Here is a 19454-nt window from a genome sequence, read left to right as displayed (position 1 = left end):
TAAGGAGAAAATATGAGTATTTACAAACAAAGAGTATTAGAACTTAGAAGATTAATGAAAGAAAATAATATTGACGCCTATCTCATCTTAAGTGCAGATCCGCATTTGAGCGAATATTTACCAGAATATTACAAAAACAGAATCTTTATCAGTGGCTTTAAGGGTTCTGTTGGAACAGTTCTTATCACACAAGAAGAGGGCTTTTTGTGGGTAGATGGAAGATATTGGCTTCAAGCACAAAAGGAATTAGAAGGTAGTGGCATACTTTTACAAAAGCAAGATGCTAAAAATACTTTTACCAAATGGTTGGAAAAAAATTTAAGCGAAGATCAAATTTTAGGCATCGATTTTGCACTTTTACCTTTATCTTTGCAAAAAGATTTAAAGATTAATTGCAAGGCAAATTTAAAACATATAGATTTAATAAGTCCACTTTGGAAAGATCGTCCCACTTTACCACAAGAAAAAATTTATGAACACGAACTAGAATACTGCTCTTACTCAAGAAAAGAAAAATTAGCATTAGTGCGTCAAAAAATGAAAAATTTAAATACTACCTCTCATTTAATCTCCAGCCTTGATGATATAGCTTGGCTTACAAATTTAAGAGGGAATGATGTAAATTATAATCCTGTATTTTTAAGTCATTTGCTAATCTTGGAAGACAAAGCTTTGCTTTTTGTTGATCAGAAAAAAGTAAATTCAGAACTTAAAAAAAAATTAAATTTAGATGGGTTTTGGCTTAAAAATTATGATGAAATCATCATGGAGCTTGAAAAACTTACAAATACAAATTTGCTTATTGAACCTTCAAAAATGACCGCTTTACTCATAAATTCTTTAGACAAAAGCGTAAAAATCATCCAAGAAATTAATCCAAGCACTCACTTAAAAGCAGCTAAAAATACAAAAGAAATAGCGCATATACAAGATGCTATGATAGAAGATGGAGTGGCTTTATGTAAATTTTTTGCCTGGCTTGAAGAAGCGATAGAAAATAAAGAATTAATAAGCGAATTGGACATAGATGCTAAAGCAAGCGAATTTAGAGCACAAAGCAAGTACTACATAAGTGATAGTTTTGCCACTATAGCAGGCTTTAACGAAAACGCAGCATATCCACATTATAAAGCCACAAAAGAGAGTTTTGCTTATCTTAAAAAAGATGGGCTTTTACTTATTGATTCTGGTGGACAATATAAAAACGGTACAACAGATATTACACGCGTTGTACCAATAGGAAAGGCTAATGCAGAACAAATTCATGACTATACCTTGGTTTTAAAAGCACATATTGCCATTTCCAGTGCAATTTTTCCAAAAGATATAGCTATGCCCTTACTTGATGCAATCACACGCGCACCTTTATGGAAAGAACAAATTGACTATATACACGGCACAGGACATGGCGTGGGATATTTTTTAAATGTCCATGAAGGTCCACAAGTTTTATCTTATCTATCCCCTGTGCTTGAAAAAACAAAAGCTAAAGAAGGTATGCTAACCTCCATAGAGCCAGGTATTTATAAAGTAGGTAAATGGGGTATAAGACTTGAAAATTTAGTTATTCATACCAAAGTAGAAAATCCTAAAAATAAAGATTTTGGAGAGTTTTTATACTTTAAACCTGTTACCCTTTGTCCTTTTGAAATATCTTGTATTGATATAAAAATGTTAGATGAAAAAGAAAAAGAATGGTTAAACAATTATCACAAAGAAGTATTTGAAAAACTTTCTCCTAAGCTAGGTGATTATCCAAAAGCTCTAGTTTGGCTTGAAAAAAAAACAAAAGCCATCTTTTAAGATACTTTTTTGTTAACATAGATAAATTTTCCTTGTATTAAACTTATAATTTGTTTAATACAAGGTTTTTAAACCAATTGCTAAAAAAGTTTTTTTTGAAAAACTCGATTTACAACTAAAAATTATTTAAAATATCCAAGTTCAATCATTTTTTGATAAATTTTAGCTACAGTTGCCCCTGAAGTAATATTTCTCCCACCATGTTCCAAAAGAACGGTAACTACATATTTTGGCTTAGAATAAGGAGCATAAGAAGTGAGCCACGCATGAGATCTAGTATAATACTCAAATTGTTTTTCATCAACCCTATTTTTATCTGTCTGTGAAAATCCCACAACCTGAGCAGTTCCTGTTTTTGCTGCAACTTTCACATCAAGATTATGCAAATAACGATAAGAGGTTCCTCCTTGCTCATTGGCAACAGCATACATTGCATCTCTTATATAAGGCAATTGACTCTTTTCAAATAAAGTAAAAATTTCTTTTTTATTTTCATCCATTTGATTTTCTATAGTTGTATTGTTATTTTCTATGCTTTTTAAAAAATGAGGTATAACCTCTCCACCTTTTGCGATTTGAGCTGTATATCTAGCAATTTGCATAGGTGTTGTAAGAAAACTACCTTGACCTATAGCCGTATTTAAAGTATCACCTTGAAACCAAGATTGTCTATATCTTTGCATCTTCCATTCTTTGCTTGGTAAAGTTCCTACAAATTCACTAGGTAAATCTACCCCTGTTTTCGCTCCAAAACCAATGCGAGATAAAGTTTCACTTATTTGATCGATTCCAACTTGCAAACTGCCATTATAAAAATAAACATCACAACTATATTTTATCGCATGTTTTAAATCCACAGGTCCATGGCCCGATCGATTCCAACATCTAAAAAACCTGCCTCCAAGCTCAATGCTTCCATTGCAAACATATTGAGTCGTCGGGCTAATATTTTTAGAATTTAAAAAAGAAAGCCCTACTCCCATTTTTACAACAGAACCTGGAGGATAATATCCATTTATAAGTTTATTTGTAAAAGGATGATCAAGACTATTTGAAAGCTCGTCCCAATCCTTAAAAGAGATCCCTGTTACAAAAGGATTAAGATCATATTCAGGGAAACTCCCTGCAGCTAAAATAGATCCATCATTTACATTCATAATTATAGCAGCTCCAGCATTCCCTTCAAATAATGAAGTTAAATAAGACTGAAGCTCTATATCTATCGTAAGTTCTATATCATTAGACATAGCAGGAGTGTAAGAAAGCTGTTCTACTTCTTGATTTAAGGCATTAACCTTATAAACCCTAGTTCCTTTTTCTCCTTGTAAAATATCATTATAATAGCGTTCTATACCGCTTTTTCCCGTATAGTTAGAAAGTTTTGCTATTTCATTTTCTTGAACATCTTGCAAATTTGCCTTACCTACATACCCAATAATATGCGAAGCCAATTTTCCAAAAGGATATTTTCTTTTTACAACAGGATCTATTTTTATTGTTTTATTAAGATTTAACTCTGAATAATGCGGAATAATCTCATCGTAGGGTATAAAATCTACAACTTTAATAAAATCTTGATTATAGTAAGAATCATTTCTCTTATAAATTTCTGCTAATTTACTAGCATTTAAATCAGGAAATAAATTTGCAAGTTCAGATAGTTCTTTATCTAGAATTCCTTTATTTGACTTTTTAATACTTAAATAAGGTTTAATAGAAATACTAAAACCCAAATCATTAATAGCCAATAAAGTTCCATTTCTATCTGTAATTTGACCCCTAACAGGTGCTAAAAATTCAGTTTTTATGGCATTTTGTTTAGCAAGTTCTTCATAATATACATTTGATTTTATACTCAAATAATACACACGACTTAATAAAAATATAAAAAACAATAGTATAAATCCAACAACTAAACGCATTCTCATTTAAATTTTGCCTTTAAAAAACACATAAGCTAAACAACATTCTATAAAAACTGAAACAATATACGCCCATCCTAAAATTTTAATTTTTTCATCTCCAATATAAGACAATATCATATCCAAAAACAAAATAATGCCGTAAGCACAAAGCACAAAAACAACAGGGATAAATTTACCAATTTTTAAATTTGTCTTAATCCAATCCGCACAAAGATAATAAAAAATAAAAAACGCCAGCCAAGATGAAAAAATAAAAAAATTATAAGTTATATCAGTAAAAAATAAAAAAAATAAAGAAAAATACCATCTAAAATCAAGCTTTGAAAAAGTCCTTTCTCTCTCTTCTAGCAAGCAAAACATATAACAGAAAAAAATCCCATAAAGTAACGGAGTATATACAAAAGTCGAACCAAGAATCTGATAAATTAGAAAAAAAAATCCTAAAAAGACATAAGATCCATTAAATTTTGCCTTATAAGCATTTAAATTTCTTCTCATTTATCAAGACCTAAAGTTTGATTGATAATAATATCTTCTAAAGAATCAAGGCCAATTTTATTCAAATTTGAAACTAAAATAGAATCTTTAAATTCATTTTTTAACTTAGCTTTTTCACTTTGATTTAATTTATCGCATTTGGTAAAAACTTTTAAAATTTTTTGATCAGGTCGTAAAAATCTTTTCAAATAGTCATTTAAATTTACATCGATCTCTAAATGAGTATGTCTTGAGTCGATTAAATGTATAAATAACTTTATCGAGGTTCTTAATTTTAAAAATTCATCTAAGTTTTGATTCCATATTGCTTTTAAATTTTTAGAAACCTTTGCATAACCAAACCCTGGTAAATCGATAAAATTGATATTAAATTTTTCTTCATTTCTTTTGCAAGTTACTTGGAAAAAATTTATAAGCTGAGTTTTTCCAGGAGTTGCTGAACTTTTGGCTAAATTTTTTTGTTTACACAAAGAATTGATTAAAGAACTTTTTCCGACATTGGAACGCCCCAAAAATGCTACTTCACTAAAATTTGAGCTCAATTTCTCATCAAATTTCACTAAAGAAGTGATAAATTTAGCACTAATTATCATTTGTCTTTAAGATCAAACACAAAACGAGCAGGTTTTTGATCCTTACTCTCCACTCGATAAATATTAGCTTTTCTATCGACTATTATTTTATCACCAAAAAGTTTTTGATTACTTCCAAGCTCATTTATATAAGCATGACCATTAATCTCGTAAGTATCTTTAATAACATTATAAATAAATTTATCTCCACTACCTTTATAAGTTTTACCCTTTAAAACAATCTTAAACGTAGCATTTTGCATTGCTTCATAACGAATAGGTTTGCGATTTTTATCCGTATAAATAATCAATTTTTCAGAATTTAAAATATCATCACCCCTAATTACTTCTACATTTCCACTAAGAATACTTTCACCCTTATTTTCATCTGAGTAAAAATTTAAAGCTTTTACTTCAATTTGAGTTGCCCAAGTTACACTTACACAAGCTAACAATAAAATTATTTGTCTTGCAACCACGCATTTACTCCTTGGATATTTAAAATTTTGTTTTTTGTATCATAGTTTAAAGTATTTCCATTAATAATACTTCCATTGATTAGAGCTTTAAAATTAGTATTTGTGTGTAAAATTTTATCCTTAGGTTGGTATTCTACCTCTTGAGAAATAATTTCGACATTATTAGAACCTATATAAGTAACATTTCCTTCAAACAAAACCTTGCTCATATCTTTATTGAAAAACTCTAAACGATTCGCACTAAGATTAAAATCTAAATTTAAAGTAATAAAATCATTAAATTCATCTCTATCTGCATATCTCACCCAAGAATTTGCCTTATAATATGCCTTAATTGTACTAGCATTACTCTCATAAGCTTTCAAATTTTTAGCCTCAATATTTTTAAAATTTAAAGCATTAGTTTGCAAATTCAAAGAATACGGATCTTGCAAACTTAAAATCGTAAAAGTAATTGTAAAAAGAGCAATTAAAATTCCAAAAATTTTTATAGCCAAAGCTTATTCCATTCTTCTTCTAAATGATTTTTTTCTACTAAAATTTCTATCATCTGTGCTACAGCAGCCTTACCACCTTTTTTGCTAAGCACTATGTCTACATTTAAATCTTTATGACCATCTTTTGGCTTAAAACTAAGTCCTACACTTTCAAGCAAAGCCTTATCGTTAAAATAATCCCCAATAGCCGCACACTGAGAAAAATCTAAATTAAGTTTTTGTAAAATTTCTTTTGCACAAGCTAACTTATCCTTGATGCCTTGATATAAAATTTCTATTTTTAAATCTTTAGCTCTTTTTTCAACACAAGGACAATTTCTACCTGTAATAATAGCAATTTTTTTACCAAGCTTTAGCCAAGCCTCGATAGCCGCTCCATCTTTTACATCAAATTCTTTAATAAATTCTCCATTAGAAGTATAAATAATCTTCCCATCAGTTAAACAGCCATCTACATCCAAAAAAATCAATTCTGTCATAATTTCTACTCTCTTACAACAAATGCACCTGCAAATGCACCACTTGCAGCAAAATCCCTTGCTTCATCTTCACTTCTAAAGCCTGTTAAGAAAACGCGATTTAACCCATCCACTGAGCTTGTGCGTATAGTAGAGCTATAAGTTCTATAAGTTTTATATCTTGCTGCTATCGTTTGTGCTCCAGCTGGGTTTTTAAAGGCTCCAATTTGAACCATGAAATTTCCACCTTCATAAATTTGTCCATTATTTGCAATCTCTCCACTATTTCCATAGTTTACATTAGAATGTACAATATTATTACCCGAGCTACTTGAACCAAATCCTATAACCTCAAGCCTTACTGGAGCTGTTCCTGAAGCAATCATATCAATTTGACTAGCAGCTCCTTTTGATAAATCTATAATACGATTATTTACAAAAGGACCTCTATCATTCACACGAACGGTAACTTGACGATTGTTATTTAGATTGGTTACTTTTAAAATGGTATTCATAGGTAAAGTTTTATGAGCCGCGGTTAAACCGTTTTGATTATAGGTTTCGCCATTAGAGGTTTTTTTACCATGAAAACCTGGACCATACCAACTTGCAATACCATCAGCAGTTTCACCTACTGCTACAACAGTAGGATAATAAGTTTTACCGTTGATAGTATAAGGCTTCATCGTTCCTTTAGTCCCTGAAGAACTAGGACTGCTTTTAAAATCATTTGAAGGATAATACACTTGAGCATTATCCAAGCTAGAAAAAAAACTAGTGCCTAAACAACCACTAAAAAATAAAGCCCCTAGACTAACGGCTGACAACTTTAGTGTAATTGTTTTTATTTGCATTTTTATTCTCCTTAATTGGTATAATTAATTTTTGATTAATGCTAAGATGATTTTTTGCTATTTTATTGAATTCTCGAATTTCATCAACACTTATATTGTAATTTTTTGCTATTTTATATAAAGAGTCACCAGACTTAACGGTATAAGTTCTTGTCATAGGTATAGTTGTATCAACCTTCGCAAGTTTTTCTGCTTTAAAATTTTTATCAAAAAATGCTACTTTATTAAGTGGTATATACATATAATACCCTTTACCAGGAGGCGTAAAATTATGTTTAAATTGTGGATTATATTTCTTAAATGTTGCAAGATCCATATTTAAATTTTTAGCTATTTCTTTTAAAGATGCAGAAGAAGGCACATCAACTTTTGCAAATTCATTGCTTAAAGCATAATTCATTAAAGACGCATCTTTATCTAGTAAAAAATCTCTATCATTGGCCAAAAAAGCAAGCGTTAAAATCTTTCTTATAAAATTTCTAGTTTCTAAAGAAAGATATTTCTTATCAGGGTTCAATAAAACACTTAAATCATCACTTCCTGCTTGCTTGATAGCTTGTCTTAGTTTGCCATTTCCGCAATTATAAGCTAAAAGCGCTAAATACCATTTGCCAAATTCTTCTTTTAACTCTTTTAAATAATTTGTAGCAGCATAAGTTGACTTGACTGGATCACGCCTTTCATCAACATAAGCATCGATTCTTAAACCCAAATTTCTAGCTGTTGGTTGCATAAATTGCCAAACCCCTACAGCCTTGGCATTAGAAACGCTATGAGTTTTCAAGCCTGATTCAACCATAGCTAGATACAAAATCTCATCAGGAACTTCCTGCTGGGCTAAAATTTTTCTTATCATAGGAGTAACTTTTGAAAAATTTTGCATACTATCTATTAAAGTTTGAGCATGTTTTGATTTTATATCTTGTTGAGTTTGCACAAAAATCAAATCACTAATAAAACTTGGATTAATATCTAAATTTCTTAAAACATTCATTTGTCTTTCATAAAATTCAGGAGTATTAATTTGTGCAAAAAGAAAATTAAAACATATTAAAAAACACAATAAAATTTTTTTCATTAATAACCTTTAAAAAATAATTTTTCAGAATTGTTAAAACAAATTTCTAGAAGCTCTTTTCTTGATAAATTCAATACTTCACACATTTTGTTTGCTATAAATTGAGTTAACAAAGGTTCATTTCTTTTACCGCGATAAGGCTCTGGAGTAAGATATGGAGCATCAGTTTCAAGTAGTAATCTATCTCTTGGAATTTTAGGCAAAATCTCAACTAATTTCTTAGCATTTTTAAAAGTTAAAACTCCCCCGATACCAAAATAAAATCCCTCTTCAAAAAGAGTTAGCAAATGTTCGCTTGCATTAAAGCAGTGTAAAACTCCTCCTACAAGATCCTTAGAATACCCATGTAAAATCTCATAAGTATCATGATTTGCTTCTCTTGAGTGAATGATAACAGGTTTTTTAAATTCAATAGCAAGCTCAAGCTGTGCAATAAAAATCTTTTTTTGATTTTCTTTTTCTTTTTGAATTTCTTCAGCAAGATCACTTTTAAAACGGAAATAATCAAGCCCACATTCACCTACAGCTACACACTTTTCATCGCATAAATACTGCCTTAAAATTTTCTCATCATAATTATCAATTTCATAAGGATGCACCCCTGCTGCAAAAAAAATATTTTTATATTTATGAGCAATTGTAGCTGCATAAGGCAAGTCTTTTATATCAGCACCAGGTATGATAATTTTCTCTATACCATTTTTAAAAGCACGATTTAAAGTTTCATCTAAATCATCTTTAAATGCTTCACTGTCTAGATGGCAATGTGTATCAACAATCCTTAAACCATCTTGAAAATCAAGATTTAAGAACATACTTCAACTCTATCCTTGCCATTATCTTTTGCTTGAGACAATATTTTACTTGCTTTATCAACCAAAGAATCAATCTTATCTCCACTTTTTCCAAAAACCACGCCTATAGAAGCTGTAAAAAAGACTTCATCTAAATTAACTAAAACACCAGCTTTTTTTATATTTACTCGTATACGAGAAAAGATTTTAATCGCTCTTTCTTGGGATATATTTTTAAGTAAAATACAAATTTTTTCTGCGCTATATCTACCTACAAGATCTCTTCCTTTAGTTTCATTAACTATTTCATTAGCACAGATTTTAATTACTTCATCACCAACTTCACGACCGTATTCATCGTTAATCATTTGAAGATTATCTATATCTAAGAAAGCAAAAGCAAATTCCTCGTCTTTTGTTGCTATTTCGTTAAAATAATCATCTATTCCATCGATTAAAGCATTATAATTTTTAACCCCAGATACAGGATCTAAAACATTATAAGTGCTTAAAAATTTTTTATCATCCATGTAAGATAAACAACGATCTAAGCGACAATTAAAACTTTCTTTGTTTAAAGGCTTAAACAAATATTCATTAACTCCATTTTTAAAAGAATTCGCTTCAAATGAATTATTATGATCCCCTAAAAGAATCACACCTAATTCATCATCGCTAAAACGTTCTCTTACTTGAGTCAAAAGCTCAAAACCGCTAATTACTGGCATATTGACATCTGCTATAATAAGCTTAACATCATTATTATCATTTAAATAACTCATTGCTTCTTCACCATGAGCTGCAGCTAAAACATTAAATTGTCTTTGAGTAAGTATTTTTTTAATTTCATTACGTTCAGGTAGCTTGCTCATAGCTAAAATTACTTTAGTTTTTGCATATTGATTAAGTTTTACAATAGAACTAATAATCTCATCAATGCAAGTTTCACTTTCTTTAAAAATATAATCTAATATATCTTTATCCATAAATTTTTCTTTAGTAGCCTTATCACCACTAGCTGTAAGAACAATAGCAGGAATTTTCTTTTCTATAACATAATCCACAACTTCACCATTTGGGGCATCTGGCAAACATAAATCCACAAAAGCTAAAAAATAATCATTATTCACTAATTCCTTAGCTTCGGCGAAACCAAAAGCAATATCTACCTCATAATCTAAAGTCATTTGAATTTTTTTAGCTAAAAGTTTGCCGAGCATTTTATTGTCATCAATAATTAAAATTTTCTTATTCATAGTGTGTAAAATACCTTTATATCTAAAATTTTTAATATATTTGTTTCAAAGAAAGGAAATTTTATAGTTATATATTCTAACATAGTAAAATAAAAAATCCGCTTAATTCTTAAACAAGGTCTTAGCAAATTCGATTGCTTCATCACTAACAAGCTCTCCGCTTACCATCCTAGCAAGCTCTTTAATTCTTTCTTCTTGATCAAGCTTTTTTACCTTGCTTTCTTCGCCATTTTTTTCAACTAAAAAATGATTATGTGCCTTAGAGGAAAGTTGAGGCAAATGAGAAATAGCAAAAATTTGATAAAACTTAGAAAGCTCTTCTAAAACCTTGGCTATACTCATAGCCTCTTTTCCACTTAAATTTGCATCAATTTCATCTAAAAATAATATCCCTTTACCTGCATTTAAAATTTTACATTCTGTGGCTATAAAAGCAAGTCTTAAGCGATTTAATTCACCCGAACTTAAATTTTTTAAATGAGCTAAATTAATATCTAGCATTATCTCATCTTTGCCTAAAATTGAAATTTTTTCATTTTCTTTAAGTGTCAAACTTGCGTCTTTCATATAAAGATCTTTAAGATAATTATTTAAACATTTTTCTAATTTTTTAAGGTTTTTCTTTCTTGTTTGACTTAAAATTTGCGCTTTTTCTTCTAATTTTTGTTTTAATTCTTGAAATTTTTTTTCAAGTTCTTTTTTTTCAAAACTTAAATTTTCATAATGTTCTAGTTCATGTTTTTTTTGTTTTAAAACCTCTAAAGCATTTTCTATGCTTTCATAACGCTTGATGAGATAGGACAAATTTTCAATGCGATCTAAAAGCGTCTCCACATCAAAATCCAAATCTTCCATTTTTTGATTTTCACAAATCACGCGTAATTCATTTAAACATTCACTAAAAAAACTTGCATCAACTTCGCTTAAATTTAAAGCTTCAATAACAACTTTTTCAAGCTCAAAAATACGCTCTGCCTTACTCCAAGCTTCTTCTAATTTATCTTTTTTAGAAAGCTTTTTTTTAAGTATTAAAAGCTCTTCATACTCACCTATTTTAGGATTAATGCTTGAAATTTTTTCAATTTGCACTCTAGCTAATTCTTTTAATTCTTCTACTTTTTTTTCTTCTTCCAAAATTGCATTAAGCTCATTAGAAATTTGACTATAAGCATTAAAATCTTTTTTAAAATCTTCTAAAAAGGAAATAAAATTTGTATTTTCTTGCATTTCTAAGGCATCTAAGAGATTTAAAAATTTTTCATTTCCAAATTCGTTATTTTCCTTTGCACTTAAATACTTAATAAAAGTTTTACTTAAATTTTGCAAACTTTTTTTCGCTATGCTTTGATTGTTAATAAAATATTTTGTGTTTTTTTCTTTTAAAAGCTTAAAAACATTCTCCTCTTCGCTTTCTATGCCAAAACTTTCTAAATCTAACTTATCATCTAGTTCTATTTCGACAATTTTAGCCTCACTTTCACTCAAAGAAAATGCGGATAAAATTCCTTTAAACAAAACTGATTTTCCAGCTCCACTTAGGCCTGTAAAAACGGTAAGCCCTTTAGAAATTTCAAGCTCAGCCTTTTTAAAACCAAGATTTTCTTTCATAAAAATTCTATTTATCATCAATTTCCCCAGTGTAATTTTTCTTTTAAAATTTGAAAATAATCCCTATTTTTTGGGTGAATTAAAGCCACATTTTTATCACTTAAACCCACTTTTATACTTTTAAAATCATTCATTTTATAATTTTCTTGCCCATCAATACAAAGTATGCAATCCTTTGCCATAATCTCTATTTCAAAACCTTTTGGCAAAACAATAGGGCGTTGTGTTAAAGAATGAGAACAAACAGGAGTTAAGATAAAAGCTTGAGCTAAAGTATAAACTATGGGTCCATTTGCGCTTAAATTATAAGCTGTTGAACCCGCAGGAGTTGCAACAATAAGCCCATCTCCAAAATATTCATTAAATTTCTTTTCTTTTCTAAAAACTTCTATATGAGCCATAGAAGCTTGATTGTTTTTACTGATGACCACATCGTTAAAAGCTAATTTTTCTAAAATTTTTCCTTGCTTATCTTCTAAAAAAACACTTAATAAATAAGGCTTTTCTATTCTAAATTCTCCTTGAAAAAAAGCTTGAAAAAAATTTTCAGCTTCATCAACTTTAAAATCTGTTAAAAAACCTAAATGTCCAGCATGAATTCCTAAAACTGCTTTATCATATTCACAAGCTTTACGACATAAAGAAATCAAAGTTCCATCTCCACCTAAAGAAATAACAAAATCAGATATTTTAAACAAATCATCCAATCCATACTTTGGCAAATCTAAAATTTCAGAACTTTCTTTAAACAATACAAGTTCAACTTTATATATAGATAAAATCGATTGAAGTTTTAAAATTTCCTTATCTAAACTCACATTGGGTCGTGTAACAAGTCCGATTTTTTTAATATTTTTATAATCCATTTTATTTTGCATAAAAAATTATATCAAATCTTAGCAAAGCAAAAGAATAAAAATACTATAATTTTGCTCATTATCTTAAAAAATCTTTTTCAAGGAATAAATTTGCGAAGTCATTATAATACAGACTTGGGAATTTCCCATGTTGGTCAAAGCGTTAAACTTTGCGGTTGGGTAAATAGCTACCGCGATCATGGTGGAGTTATTTTTATAGATTTAAGAGATAGAAGTGGTATTATCCAACTTGTTTGCGATCCAAATGATAGCAAAGAAGCTCATGAAATCGCTTCCAATGCAAGAAATGAATTTGTACTTATTGCAGAAGGTGCTATTCGTCCGCGTGGCGAAGGACTTGTAAATCCTAAATTAAAAACAGGAGAAATCGAAGTAGTTGTTTCTAAACTTACCATAGAAAATGAAAGTGCCGTACCTCCTTTTGCTATCGCCGATGAAAGTGTAAATGAAGAATTACGCTTAAAATATCGCTTTTTAGATTTAAGAAATCCTAAACTTTATGAAAATTTTGCCTTGCGTTCTAAAGCTTGTATAGCAGCTAGAAATTCTTTGGCAAATATGGGATTTTTAGAAGTTGAAACCCCTATTCTTACCAAAGCTACTCCCGAAGGCGCAAGAGATTATCTCGTGCCTTCTCGTGTGCATCAGGGTGAATTTTATGCTCTTCCACAAAGCCCTCAGCTTTTCAAACAACTTTTAATGTGTAGCGGTTTTGATCGTTATTTTCAAATCGCAAAATGTTTTAGAGATGAAGATTTAAGAGCTGATCGCCAACCTGAATTCACACAAATTGATGTTGAAATGAGTTTTTGCGAACAAAAAGATGTAATCAATGTAGCTGAAACTTTTTTAAAAGATATTTTCAAAGCTTGCGGCAAAGAAATTCAAACCCCTTTTAGACAAATGCAATACAAAGATGCTATGGAGAATTATGGCTCTGATAAGCCAGATTTAAGATTTGATCTTAAATTTATTGATGTGATTGATATTTTTGCTAAGTCAAATAATGAAATTTTTGCAAATATTGCCAAAGATACAAAGAAAAATCGCATCAAAGCCATACGCGTTCCAAAAGGCGATACTATTTTTTCAAAAAGACAAATGCAAAGATTTGAAGAATTTGTGCGTAAATTTGGTGCTCAAGGCTTAGCTTTTATACAAGTTAAAGAAGATGGACTTAAAGGTCCGCTTTGCAAATTCTTTAGCGAAGAAGATTTAAATGAGCTAAGCAAACGCTGTGAACTTGAAGTAGGAGATGTGGTATTTTTCGGTGCAGGAGCTAAAAAAACCGTGCTTGATTATATGGGAAGATTTAGAATTTTCTTAGCCAACGAGTTAAATCTTATAGATCCAAATGCCTTAGAATTCTTATGGGTTGTTGATTTTCCTATGTTTGAACAAAATGATGATGGAAGTTATTCTGCGATGCACCATCCTTTTACCATGCCAAAAAATATCGATGAGACTGATTTAGAAGAAATTTCATCTATTGCTTATGATGTAGTGTTAAATGGCGTTGAGCTAGGTGGAGGTAGTATAAGAATCCATAAAAACGATATTCAACAAAAAGTATTTAAACTTTTAAATATCGATGAAGAACAACAAAAAGAAAAATTTGGCTTCTTACTTGATGCTTTAAGTTTTGGTGCTCCACCACATGGAGGTATCGCTATAGGACTTGATAGACTCATCATGCTAGTTACAGGAGCAAACAGCATAAGAGAGGTTATAGCCTTTCCAAAAACCCAAAGAGCGCAATGCTTAATGACAGATGCACCATCGCCTGCCAGCAATGAAGCAATGAGAGAATTAGGAATCAAATTAAGGGAGAATATAAAATGAAAGAATTGTTTTTAATCATAGGTGCACCAGGTAGTGGAAAAACTACCGATGCTAGTTTAATCGCACAAGCAGATGCGACAAATATCACACACTATTCAACAGGAGATCTTTTAAGAGCTGAAGTAGCAAGTGGGAGTGAGCTTGGAAAAACTATAGATAGTTTTATATCCAAAGGCAATCTTGTTCCTTTAGATGTTGTTGTAAATACTATAGTTTGCGCACTAAAAGCTGCTCCAACTAAAACTATTATCATCGATGGCTATCCAAGAAGCGTAGAACAAATGATGGAATTTGACAAGGTTTTAAGTGAGCAAAATGAAATTTGTCTTAAAGGTGTTATAGAAGTAAGAGTAAGCGAAGAAGTTGCCAAAGAAAGAGTTTTAGGCAGAAATCGTGGTGCAGATGATAATGAAGAAGTGTTTTATAATAGAATGAAAGTTTATACAGAACCTTTAAATGAAATTTTAGATTTTTATCAAAAGAAAAAACTTCATTTTATTATCGATGGGGAACGCACTATCGAACCTATTGTTGCAGACATGAAAGAACTGATTAAAAAAATTCAAAGTATATAAGGAGAAAAAATGGATTTAAGCAAAATCAAAATCGGAGATATTCCAAATAAAATCAATGCCGTAATTGAAATTCCATACGGATCAAGCATCAAATACGAAATCGATAAAGATAGTGGTGCTATCATGGTAGATCGCGTTATGGCTAGTGCGATGTTTTACCCAGCAAACTATGGTTTTATTGCCAATACTTTGGCTGATGATGGTGATCCTGTGGATATTTTAGTGCTTAATGAATATCCTATCCAAGCTGGAGCCGTGATTCCTTGCCGCTTAATTGGTGTTTTAATCATGGAAGATGAAAGCGGAATGGATGAAAAACTTCTTGCAGTTCCAAATTCAAAAATAGATGCAAGATATGACAATATAAAAACTTACACAGATTTACCACAAGCAACTTTAAATAAAATCAAAAATTTCTTTGAAACTTATAAAATTTTAGAGCCAAACAAATGGGTTAAAGTACAAGATTTTAAAGATGAAAAAGCTGCAATTGAAATTTTAGAAAAAGCAATCAAAAACTACAAATAATCCTAGCCCTTCAAAGGGCTAAACTCAAGGAAAACTCGCAATGAAAAATATCGTTTTAGGTGGTGGTTGTTTTTGGTGTGTTGAAGCCGTATTTGAACGCCTAAAAGGTGTAATCGATACTGAAGTTGGATATAGCGGAGGAAATCCAAATCCTAGCTATGAAAGCGTGTGTAATGGTGATGGTAACATAGAAGTTGTCAAAATAAATTACGATGAAAAACAAATCTCTCTTCTTGAAATCTTAACACTCTTTTTTAAAATTCATGATCCAACAAGTATAGATAAACAAGGTGGAGATATTGGTATACAATATCGCTCAATAATCTTTTACGAAAATGAAGAAGATAAAATTTTAGCTCAAAATTTCATCGAAGAACAGCAAAAAATATTTAGCAAAAAAATAGTTACTAAAATTTCAAGATTGCAAACTTACTACAAAGCTGAAAACTATCATCAACATTATTTTATAAATAATCCCAATCAAGGATATTGTCAAGCTGTAATAGTTCCAAAACTGCAAAAAATACAATCAGACTAATTTCATCTTTTTAAGGTTAAAAAAATTTCAACTTTATTCACAGCCTTTTCACGCTGTGATTTTCTTTTCAAAGTACTTAAAAATAGAACTTTAAGCTTTAAAATAAAGAAAAAATTATTTATTGTTTTTTAAGTTTTTTTATGAATTTGTATTTAAATGTGAATAATTTTATCAATTAACATAATTTCCTAAGCTTAGCTATAAAAAATCCATCATAGTCTAAGCTTGGTAAAATCCGTCTGCATTTTGAAATTTCAGCAAATTCTTCACTTTGCCCTGCTTTAGCCTCAACATTTTCCAAATCAATATCTAAAAGCTCTAATTTAAACTCGCTTTTTAAAGCATTCTCTATCACTTCTTCATTTTCTTCTTTGGTAAAGGTGCAAGTACTATATACAAGCTCTCCGCCTATTTTTAATGCCTTTAAAGCAGAATGTAGAAGTTTTTTTTGAGTTTTTGCAATATTTTTGATTTCTTTATAACTTTTTTCCAAATCAAAACCTATTTTAGCAAAAGTTGAACAAGGTGCATCAAGTAAAATTTTATCAAATTTTAAAGGACATAAATTGCCTATATTTTTACCATCTTTCATAAAAACTTTAGCAATCACGCCGTAATTTTTAAGATTTTTTTGCAAAATAAAAAATCTATCCCTACTCATCTCATTGCAAGCTAAATAACCTGTATTTTGCATAAAATTTGCAAGATTGATACTTTTACCACCCGGAGCTGCACACATATCAAGAACACTTTGCCCTGCTTTAACTTCTAAATTTAAAGCACACAAATAAGAAGAATAATTTTGTATATAAAAGTGCGCCTCATTAAAAGCTTTCATAGAACTTAAGATAGCCTTATCTTTGGCGTCAAACAAATAACAATAAGCGTTGATCTTTTTAAATTTTAAATTTTGTTTTAAAAATTCTTTTTCTAATTCTTCAATGCTGGTTTTTAAAGCATTTGCAAATACACAAACATTTTTTTCTTGAGTAAAAGAAGATAAAATATTTTGCATTTCATCTTTGGTATAAAGTTTTTCTATTCTAGAGAGCAAAATAATCCTTTATCATGATAAAAGCGGATAAAGAGTCTAATTTACCATCTTTTTTGCGTGTATTGGCTACACCGTATCCTAAAGCTTCTTTACTTGTTCCACTTTCATCTACAAAGCAAATTTCTTTATCAAATTCAAGCAAAGAAACAAAATGCTTAATGCGTCTTGTCATTTCTTCTTCGCTTGATCCACCCTTAGGAATGCCTACAATTAGTAAAGAAATTTCATGTATTTTAAGTAAATTTTTGATTTCATTGGCGGCTTGATTGCGATTTTTTCTTAAAACTGCATCTAAAGGCAAAGCGATCTTTTTATCTACGCAAAGCGCTACACCTATGCGTTTTAAACCTACATCTAAAGCCAAAGCTCTCATACTAAAACCCTTATAAAAAGCCCTTCTATGGAAATTTTTCCCTCAAGTTCGTATTCATAAACTTTTTGTCCATAAATTTTTAAAGCCTCATCAACACTCACACCTTTTTTACAAAACTCTAAAAGTTCATCTTGATTTGTATCTATACTTGCAAACTCACTTACAAATTCTTTGAAATCACAAATCAATTTTGCTTTATTTTCTTTTAAAAGCAAATTAGTTGCTGTGCTTTCTCCTAGTCTTTGCGGTAAAACATATAAAGGTTTATTGAGTTCTAAAGCAAGTTTTGCACTTTGCATAGAACCACTTTTTATATCTGCTTGTGCAACTACAACGGCCTTACTTAAAGCAATAACCAAACGATTTCTTAGTAAAAAGTCATAATTTTTTGGCAAATAATCATCTTCGTATTCGCTTAAAGCCAAAGCATTTTCATAAATTTGTTTAATGATTTTTTCATTAGTTCTTGGATAAATTTGATCTAAACCATTAGCAAAAATACCTATAGTATTTGGCATAGCCGCCACACTTGCGGTGATATCCACACCCAAAGCACCGCCACTTACCACACAAAGATGAGCATTTTTAAGCATACTCGCTAAAGAAAAAACACAATTTTTCGTATAAACACTCATACGCCTTGAACCTATAATAGCGATTTTATCTTGTTTTAATAAAGATAAATTTCCTTTATAGTGTAATTTTTTAGGAGGCTTTTTTAAATCTTTAAAAAGTTCTAAAAATTCATCAGGCAAAATTTCACTTGCCATAAATTTCACTCAAATACACAAGATCAACGCCTTTTAACAAATCCTTACTTTGCTCTAAAGCTTTAAAAGTATTTTTCCTAGGATGTCCTATGGCTATAACAAAACCTTTTTTTTGTGCAAGTTTTACTGCACTTTCGAGTTGTTTTTTAACATAATTAACATCATCCTCATTATCCAAAAACACATCTCTTTGTATATAAGGCATACTGAGTTCTTTAGCGATTTTATTTGCCTTAGAATTTCCTATAGTTTTAGAATCTACAAAAAATATATTTTGATTTTTTAAAGCCTCGTAAAGCTTTCTCATAGCTTCTTCATTGCTTGTAAATAAACTTCCTGTGTGATTATTGATATATCTTAAATCCTTAAAATCTTTTTTAATTTGCTTGATTTTTTTAAAAATTCTTTCTTTGCTATCATTTGGATTTAAAGTATCAAGCTCGGGTTTATTGTAATTAATCGCTGCTAAAGGTAAATGCACCATATAAAAATCAAATTTTAAAGCAAGTTTTGGCGTTTCGCTATGGTTTTTATCTGGCGGGAAAAAAGAAGGATTTAACTTTAAATTTAAAGCTTTTAAACCTCTAACCTGACTTGCATTTGCCATATCATCGATAATAATAGCAAGTTTTGGTTTTTTAGAAATTTTATTTAAATGAATATCTTCATCAAAAGTTAAATTTTGATCTTGAGTTAAATTTGTATCTTTTGGAATAAAATTGTGTTCCAAACTCTGATTTTGTTCTAAACTTAAATTCTGCTCTACATTGCTTAAATTTTGCTCATTTAAACTTATATTTAAATCATCAATTTCTTGAATTTTTTGCTCTAAAATACTTACAGATTTATTATTATCAAACTCATTCTCTTGAAAAATACCAATTTCATAATGATCTTTATTTGATGAAATTAAATCTTCTTGTTTATCAATAAAATAATCCGGCTTAACAGAAGAAACATCTTGGGAATTTTGATATTTTACTAAAATTCCCAAAGCTAAAGCTATACAAAGTAAAAAAAGTATAGCTATGATTAAATAACGCTGAATTTGAACTAATTTTTTCTTTGACAATG

21 protein-coding genes are annotated in these 19454 nt (G+C 29.9%); 5 read left to right on the top strand and 16 right to left on the bottom strand.

Annotated elements, in window-relative coordinates; all coding sequences use genetic code 11:
- Window positions 1-12: 12 nt before the first annotated feature.
- Window positions 13-1803: an aminopeptidase P family protein gene (locus AJN70_RS06130; protein ID WP_070295608.1), complete on the top strand. Its 1791-nt coding sequence runs from the start codon at window positions 13-15 to the stop codon at window positions 1801-1803.
- A 122-nt stretch (window positions 1804-1925) separates the two neighbouring features.
- On the opposite strand, the gene mrdA is transcribed toward AJN70_RS06130, so the two are convergent.
- The 12 genes from mrdA to AJN70_RS06070 all read right to left on the bottom strand — a co-directional run bounded on the left by mrdA (window position 1926) and on the right by AJN70_RS06070 (window position 12700).
- Complete coding sequence (gene mrdA, locus AJN70_RS06125; RefSeq protein WP_002861350.1) at window positions 1926-3731, bottom strand: penicillin-binding protein 2; 1806 nt, start codon at window positions 3729-3731, stop codon at window positions 1926-1928.
- The gene (locus AJN70_RS06120) at window positions 3732-4226 is read right to left on the bottom strand and encodes a hypothetical protein (RefSeq protein ID WP_004305492.1); all 495 of its coding nucleotides are present in this window, start codon (window positions 4224-4226) and stop codon (window positions 3732-3734) included.
- Window positions 4223-4819 (bottom strand): ribosome biogenesis GTP-binding protein YihA/YsxC, encoded by a 597-nt coding sequence (gene yihA, locus AJN70_RS06115; protein WP_004305491.1) that lies wholly within the window; start codon window positions 4817-4819, stop codon window positions 4223-4225. The genes AJN70_RS06120 and yihA overlap by 4 nt, the downstream gene beginning before the upstream one ends.
- Window positions 4816-5277: an LptA/OstA family protein gene (locus AJN70_RS06110; protein WP_002871339.1), complete on the bottom strand. Its 462-nt coding sequence runs from the start codon at window positions 5275-5277 to the stop codon at window positions 4816-4818. Before AJN70_RS06110 ends, yihA begins: the two co-directional genes overlap by 4 nt.
- Window positions 5259-5774 carry a hypothetical protein gene (locus AJN70_RS06105; protein WP_004305490.1) on the bottom strand — a complete coding sequence of 172 codons (516 nt, stop codon included), beginning with the start codon at window positions 5772-5774 and terminating at the stop codon, window positions 5259-5261. Before AJN70_RS06105 ends, AJN70_RS06110 begins: the two co-directional genes overlap by 19 nt.
- Window positions 5765-6253: an HAD-IIIA family hydrolase gene (locus tag AJN70_RS06100; protein WP_002866504.1), complete on the bottom strand. Its 489-nt coding sequence runs from the start codon at window positions 6251-6253 to the stop codon at window positions 5765-5767. The genes AJN70_RS06105 and AJN70_RS06100 overlap by 10 nt, the downstream gene beginning before the upstream one ends.
- A 5-nt stretch (window positions 6254-6258) precedes the next feature.
- The gene (locus tag AJN70_RS06095; protein ID WP_070295607.1) at window positions 6259-7086 is read right to left on the bottom strand and encodes a septal ring lytic transglycosylase RlpA family protein; all 828 of its coding nucleotides are present in this window, start codon (window positions 7084-7086) and stop codon (window positions 6259-6261) included.
- Window positions 7046-8164, bottom strand: a complete 1119-nt coding sequence (locus AJN70_RS06090) for a lytic transglycosylase domain-containing protein (RefSeq protein WP_002852087.1) — start codon at window positions 8162-8164, stop codon at window positions 7046-7048. Before AJN70_RS06090 ends, AJN70_RS06095 begins: the two co-directional genes overlap by 41 nt.
- On the bottom strand, window positions 8164-8979 hold the full coding sequence (locus AJN70_RS06085) for a TatD family hydrolase (RefSeq protein WP_002876707.1): 816 nt from the start codon (window positions 8977-8979) through the stop codon (window positions 8164-8166). Before AJN70_RS06085 ends, AJN70_RS06090 begins: the two co-directional genes overlap by 1 nt.
- Window positions 8970-10214 carry a bile resistance response regulator CbrR gene (cbrR, locus tag AJN70_RS06080; RefSeq protein WP_002876704.1) on the bottom strand — a complete coding sequence of 415 codons (1245 nt, stop codon included), beginning with the start codon at window positions 10212-10214 and terminating at the stop codon, window positions 8970-8972. The genes AJN70_RS06085 and cbrR overlap by 10 nt, the downstream gene beginning before the upstream one ends.
- A gap of 102 nt (window positions 10215-10316) precedes the next feature.
- Window positions 10317-11840, bottom strand: a complete 1524-nt coding sequence (locus AJN70_RS06075; protein ID WP_002876701.1) for an AAA family ATPase — start codon at window positions 11838-11840, stop codon at window positions 10317-10319.
- Window positions 11840-12700, bottom strand: a complete 861-nt coding sequence (locus tag AJN70_RS06070; protein ID WP_002876698.1) for an NAD(+) kinase — start codon at window positions 12698-12700, stop codon at window positions 11840-11842. The genes AJN70_RS06075 and AJN70_RS06070 overlap by 1 nt, the downstream gene beginning before the upstream one ends.
- A gap of 90 nt (window positions 12701-12790) precedes the next feature.
- Here AJN70_RS06070 and aspS point away from each other — a divergent pair, with 90 nt between their 5' ends.
- Genes aspS through msrA form a run of 4 tightly spaced genes read left to right on the top strand, consistent with a single transcriptional unit; the run spans window position 12791 to window position 16183 of the window.
- Window positions 12791-14542 (top strand): aspartate--tRNA ligase, encoded by a 1752-nt coding sequence (aspS, locus tag AJN70_RS06065; protein WP_002854803.1) that lies wholly within the window; start codon window positions 12791-12793, stop codon window positions 14540-14542.
- Window positions 14539-15117: an adenylate kinase gene (locus AJN70_RS06060; RefSeq protein WP_002855137.1), complete on the top strand. Its 579-nt coding sequence runs from the start codon at window positions 14539-14541 to the stop codon at window positions 15115-15117. Before aspS ends, AJN70_RS06060 begins: the two co-directional genes overlap by 4 nt.
- A gap of 9 nt (window positions 15118-15126) precedes the next feature.
- Complete coding sequence (gene ppa, locus AJN70_RS06055) at window positions 15127-15645, top strand: inorganic diphosphatase (RefSeq protein WP_002855031.1); 519 nt, start codon at window positions 15127-15129, stop codon at window positions 15643-15645.
- A gap of 40 nt (window positions 15646-15685) precedes the next feature.
- A complete protein-coding gene (msrA, locus tag AJN70_RS06050; RefSeq protein WP_002876697.1) occupies window positions 15686-16183 on the top strand; it encodes a peptide-methionine (S)-S-oxide reductase MsrA in 498 nt (165 codons plus the stop codon).
- 175 nt (window positions 16184-16358) lie between these two features.
- Here the strand turns inward: msrA and AJN70_RS06045 are convergent, their stop codons facing one another.
- The 4 genes from AJN70_RS06045 to AJN70_RS06030 are packed head-to-tail and all read right to left on the bottom strand — an operon-like array spanning window position 16359 to window position 19452.
- A complete protein-coding gene (locus AJN70_RS06045; RefSeq protein ID WP_083262324.1) occupies window positions 16359-17198 on the bottom strand; it encodes an RsmB/NOP family class I SAM-dependent RNA methyltransferase in 840 nt (279 codons plus the stop codon).
- A 28-nt stretch (window positions 17199-17226) separates the two neighbouring features.
- A complete protein-coding gene (gene ruvX, locus AJN70_RS06040; protein ID WP_002856861.1) occupies window positions 17227-17610 on the bottom strand; it encodes a Holliday junction resolvase RuvX in 384 nt (127 codons plus the stop codon).
- On the bottom strand, window positions 17607-18380 hold the full coding sequence (locus AJN70_RS06035; protein ID WP_070295605.1) for a DNA-processing protein DprA: 774 nt from the start codon (window positions 18378-18380) through the stop codon (window positions 17607-17609). The genes ruvX and AJN70_RS06035 overlap by 4 nt, the downstream gene beginning before the upstream one ends.
- Entirely contained in the window at window positions 18370-19452 is a 1083-nt protein-coding gene (locus AJN70_RS06030) for a divergent polysaccharide deacetylase family protein (RefSeq protein ID WP_070295604.1), read from the bottom strand. Before AJN70_RS06030 ends, AJN70_RS06035 begins: the two co-directional genes overlap by 11 nt.
- Window positions 19453-19454: the final 2 nt, after the last annotated feature.

The organism is Campylobacter sp. BCW_4341 (assembly GCF_001764255.1).
GTDB lineage: Bacteria > Campylobacterota > Campylobacteria > Campylobacterales > Campylobacteraceae > Campylobacter_D > Campylobacter_D jejuni.
The sequence above is the reverse complement of the archived record's forward strand: the minus strand, read 5'-3'. Positions and strand labels throughout refer to the sequence as shown.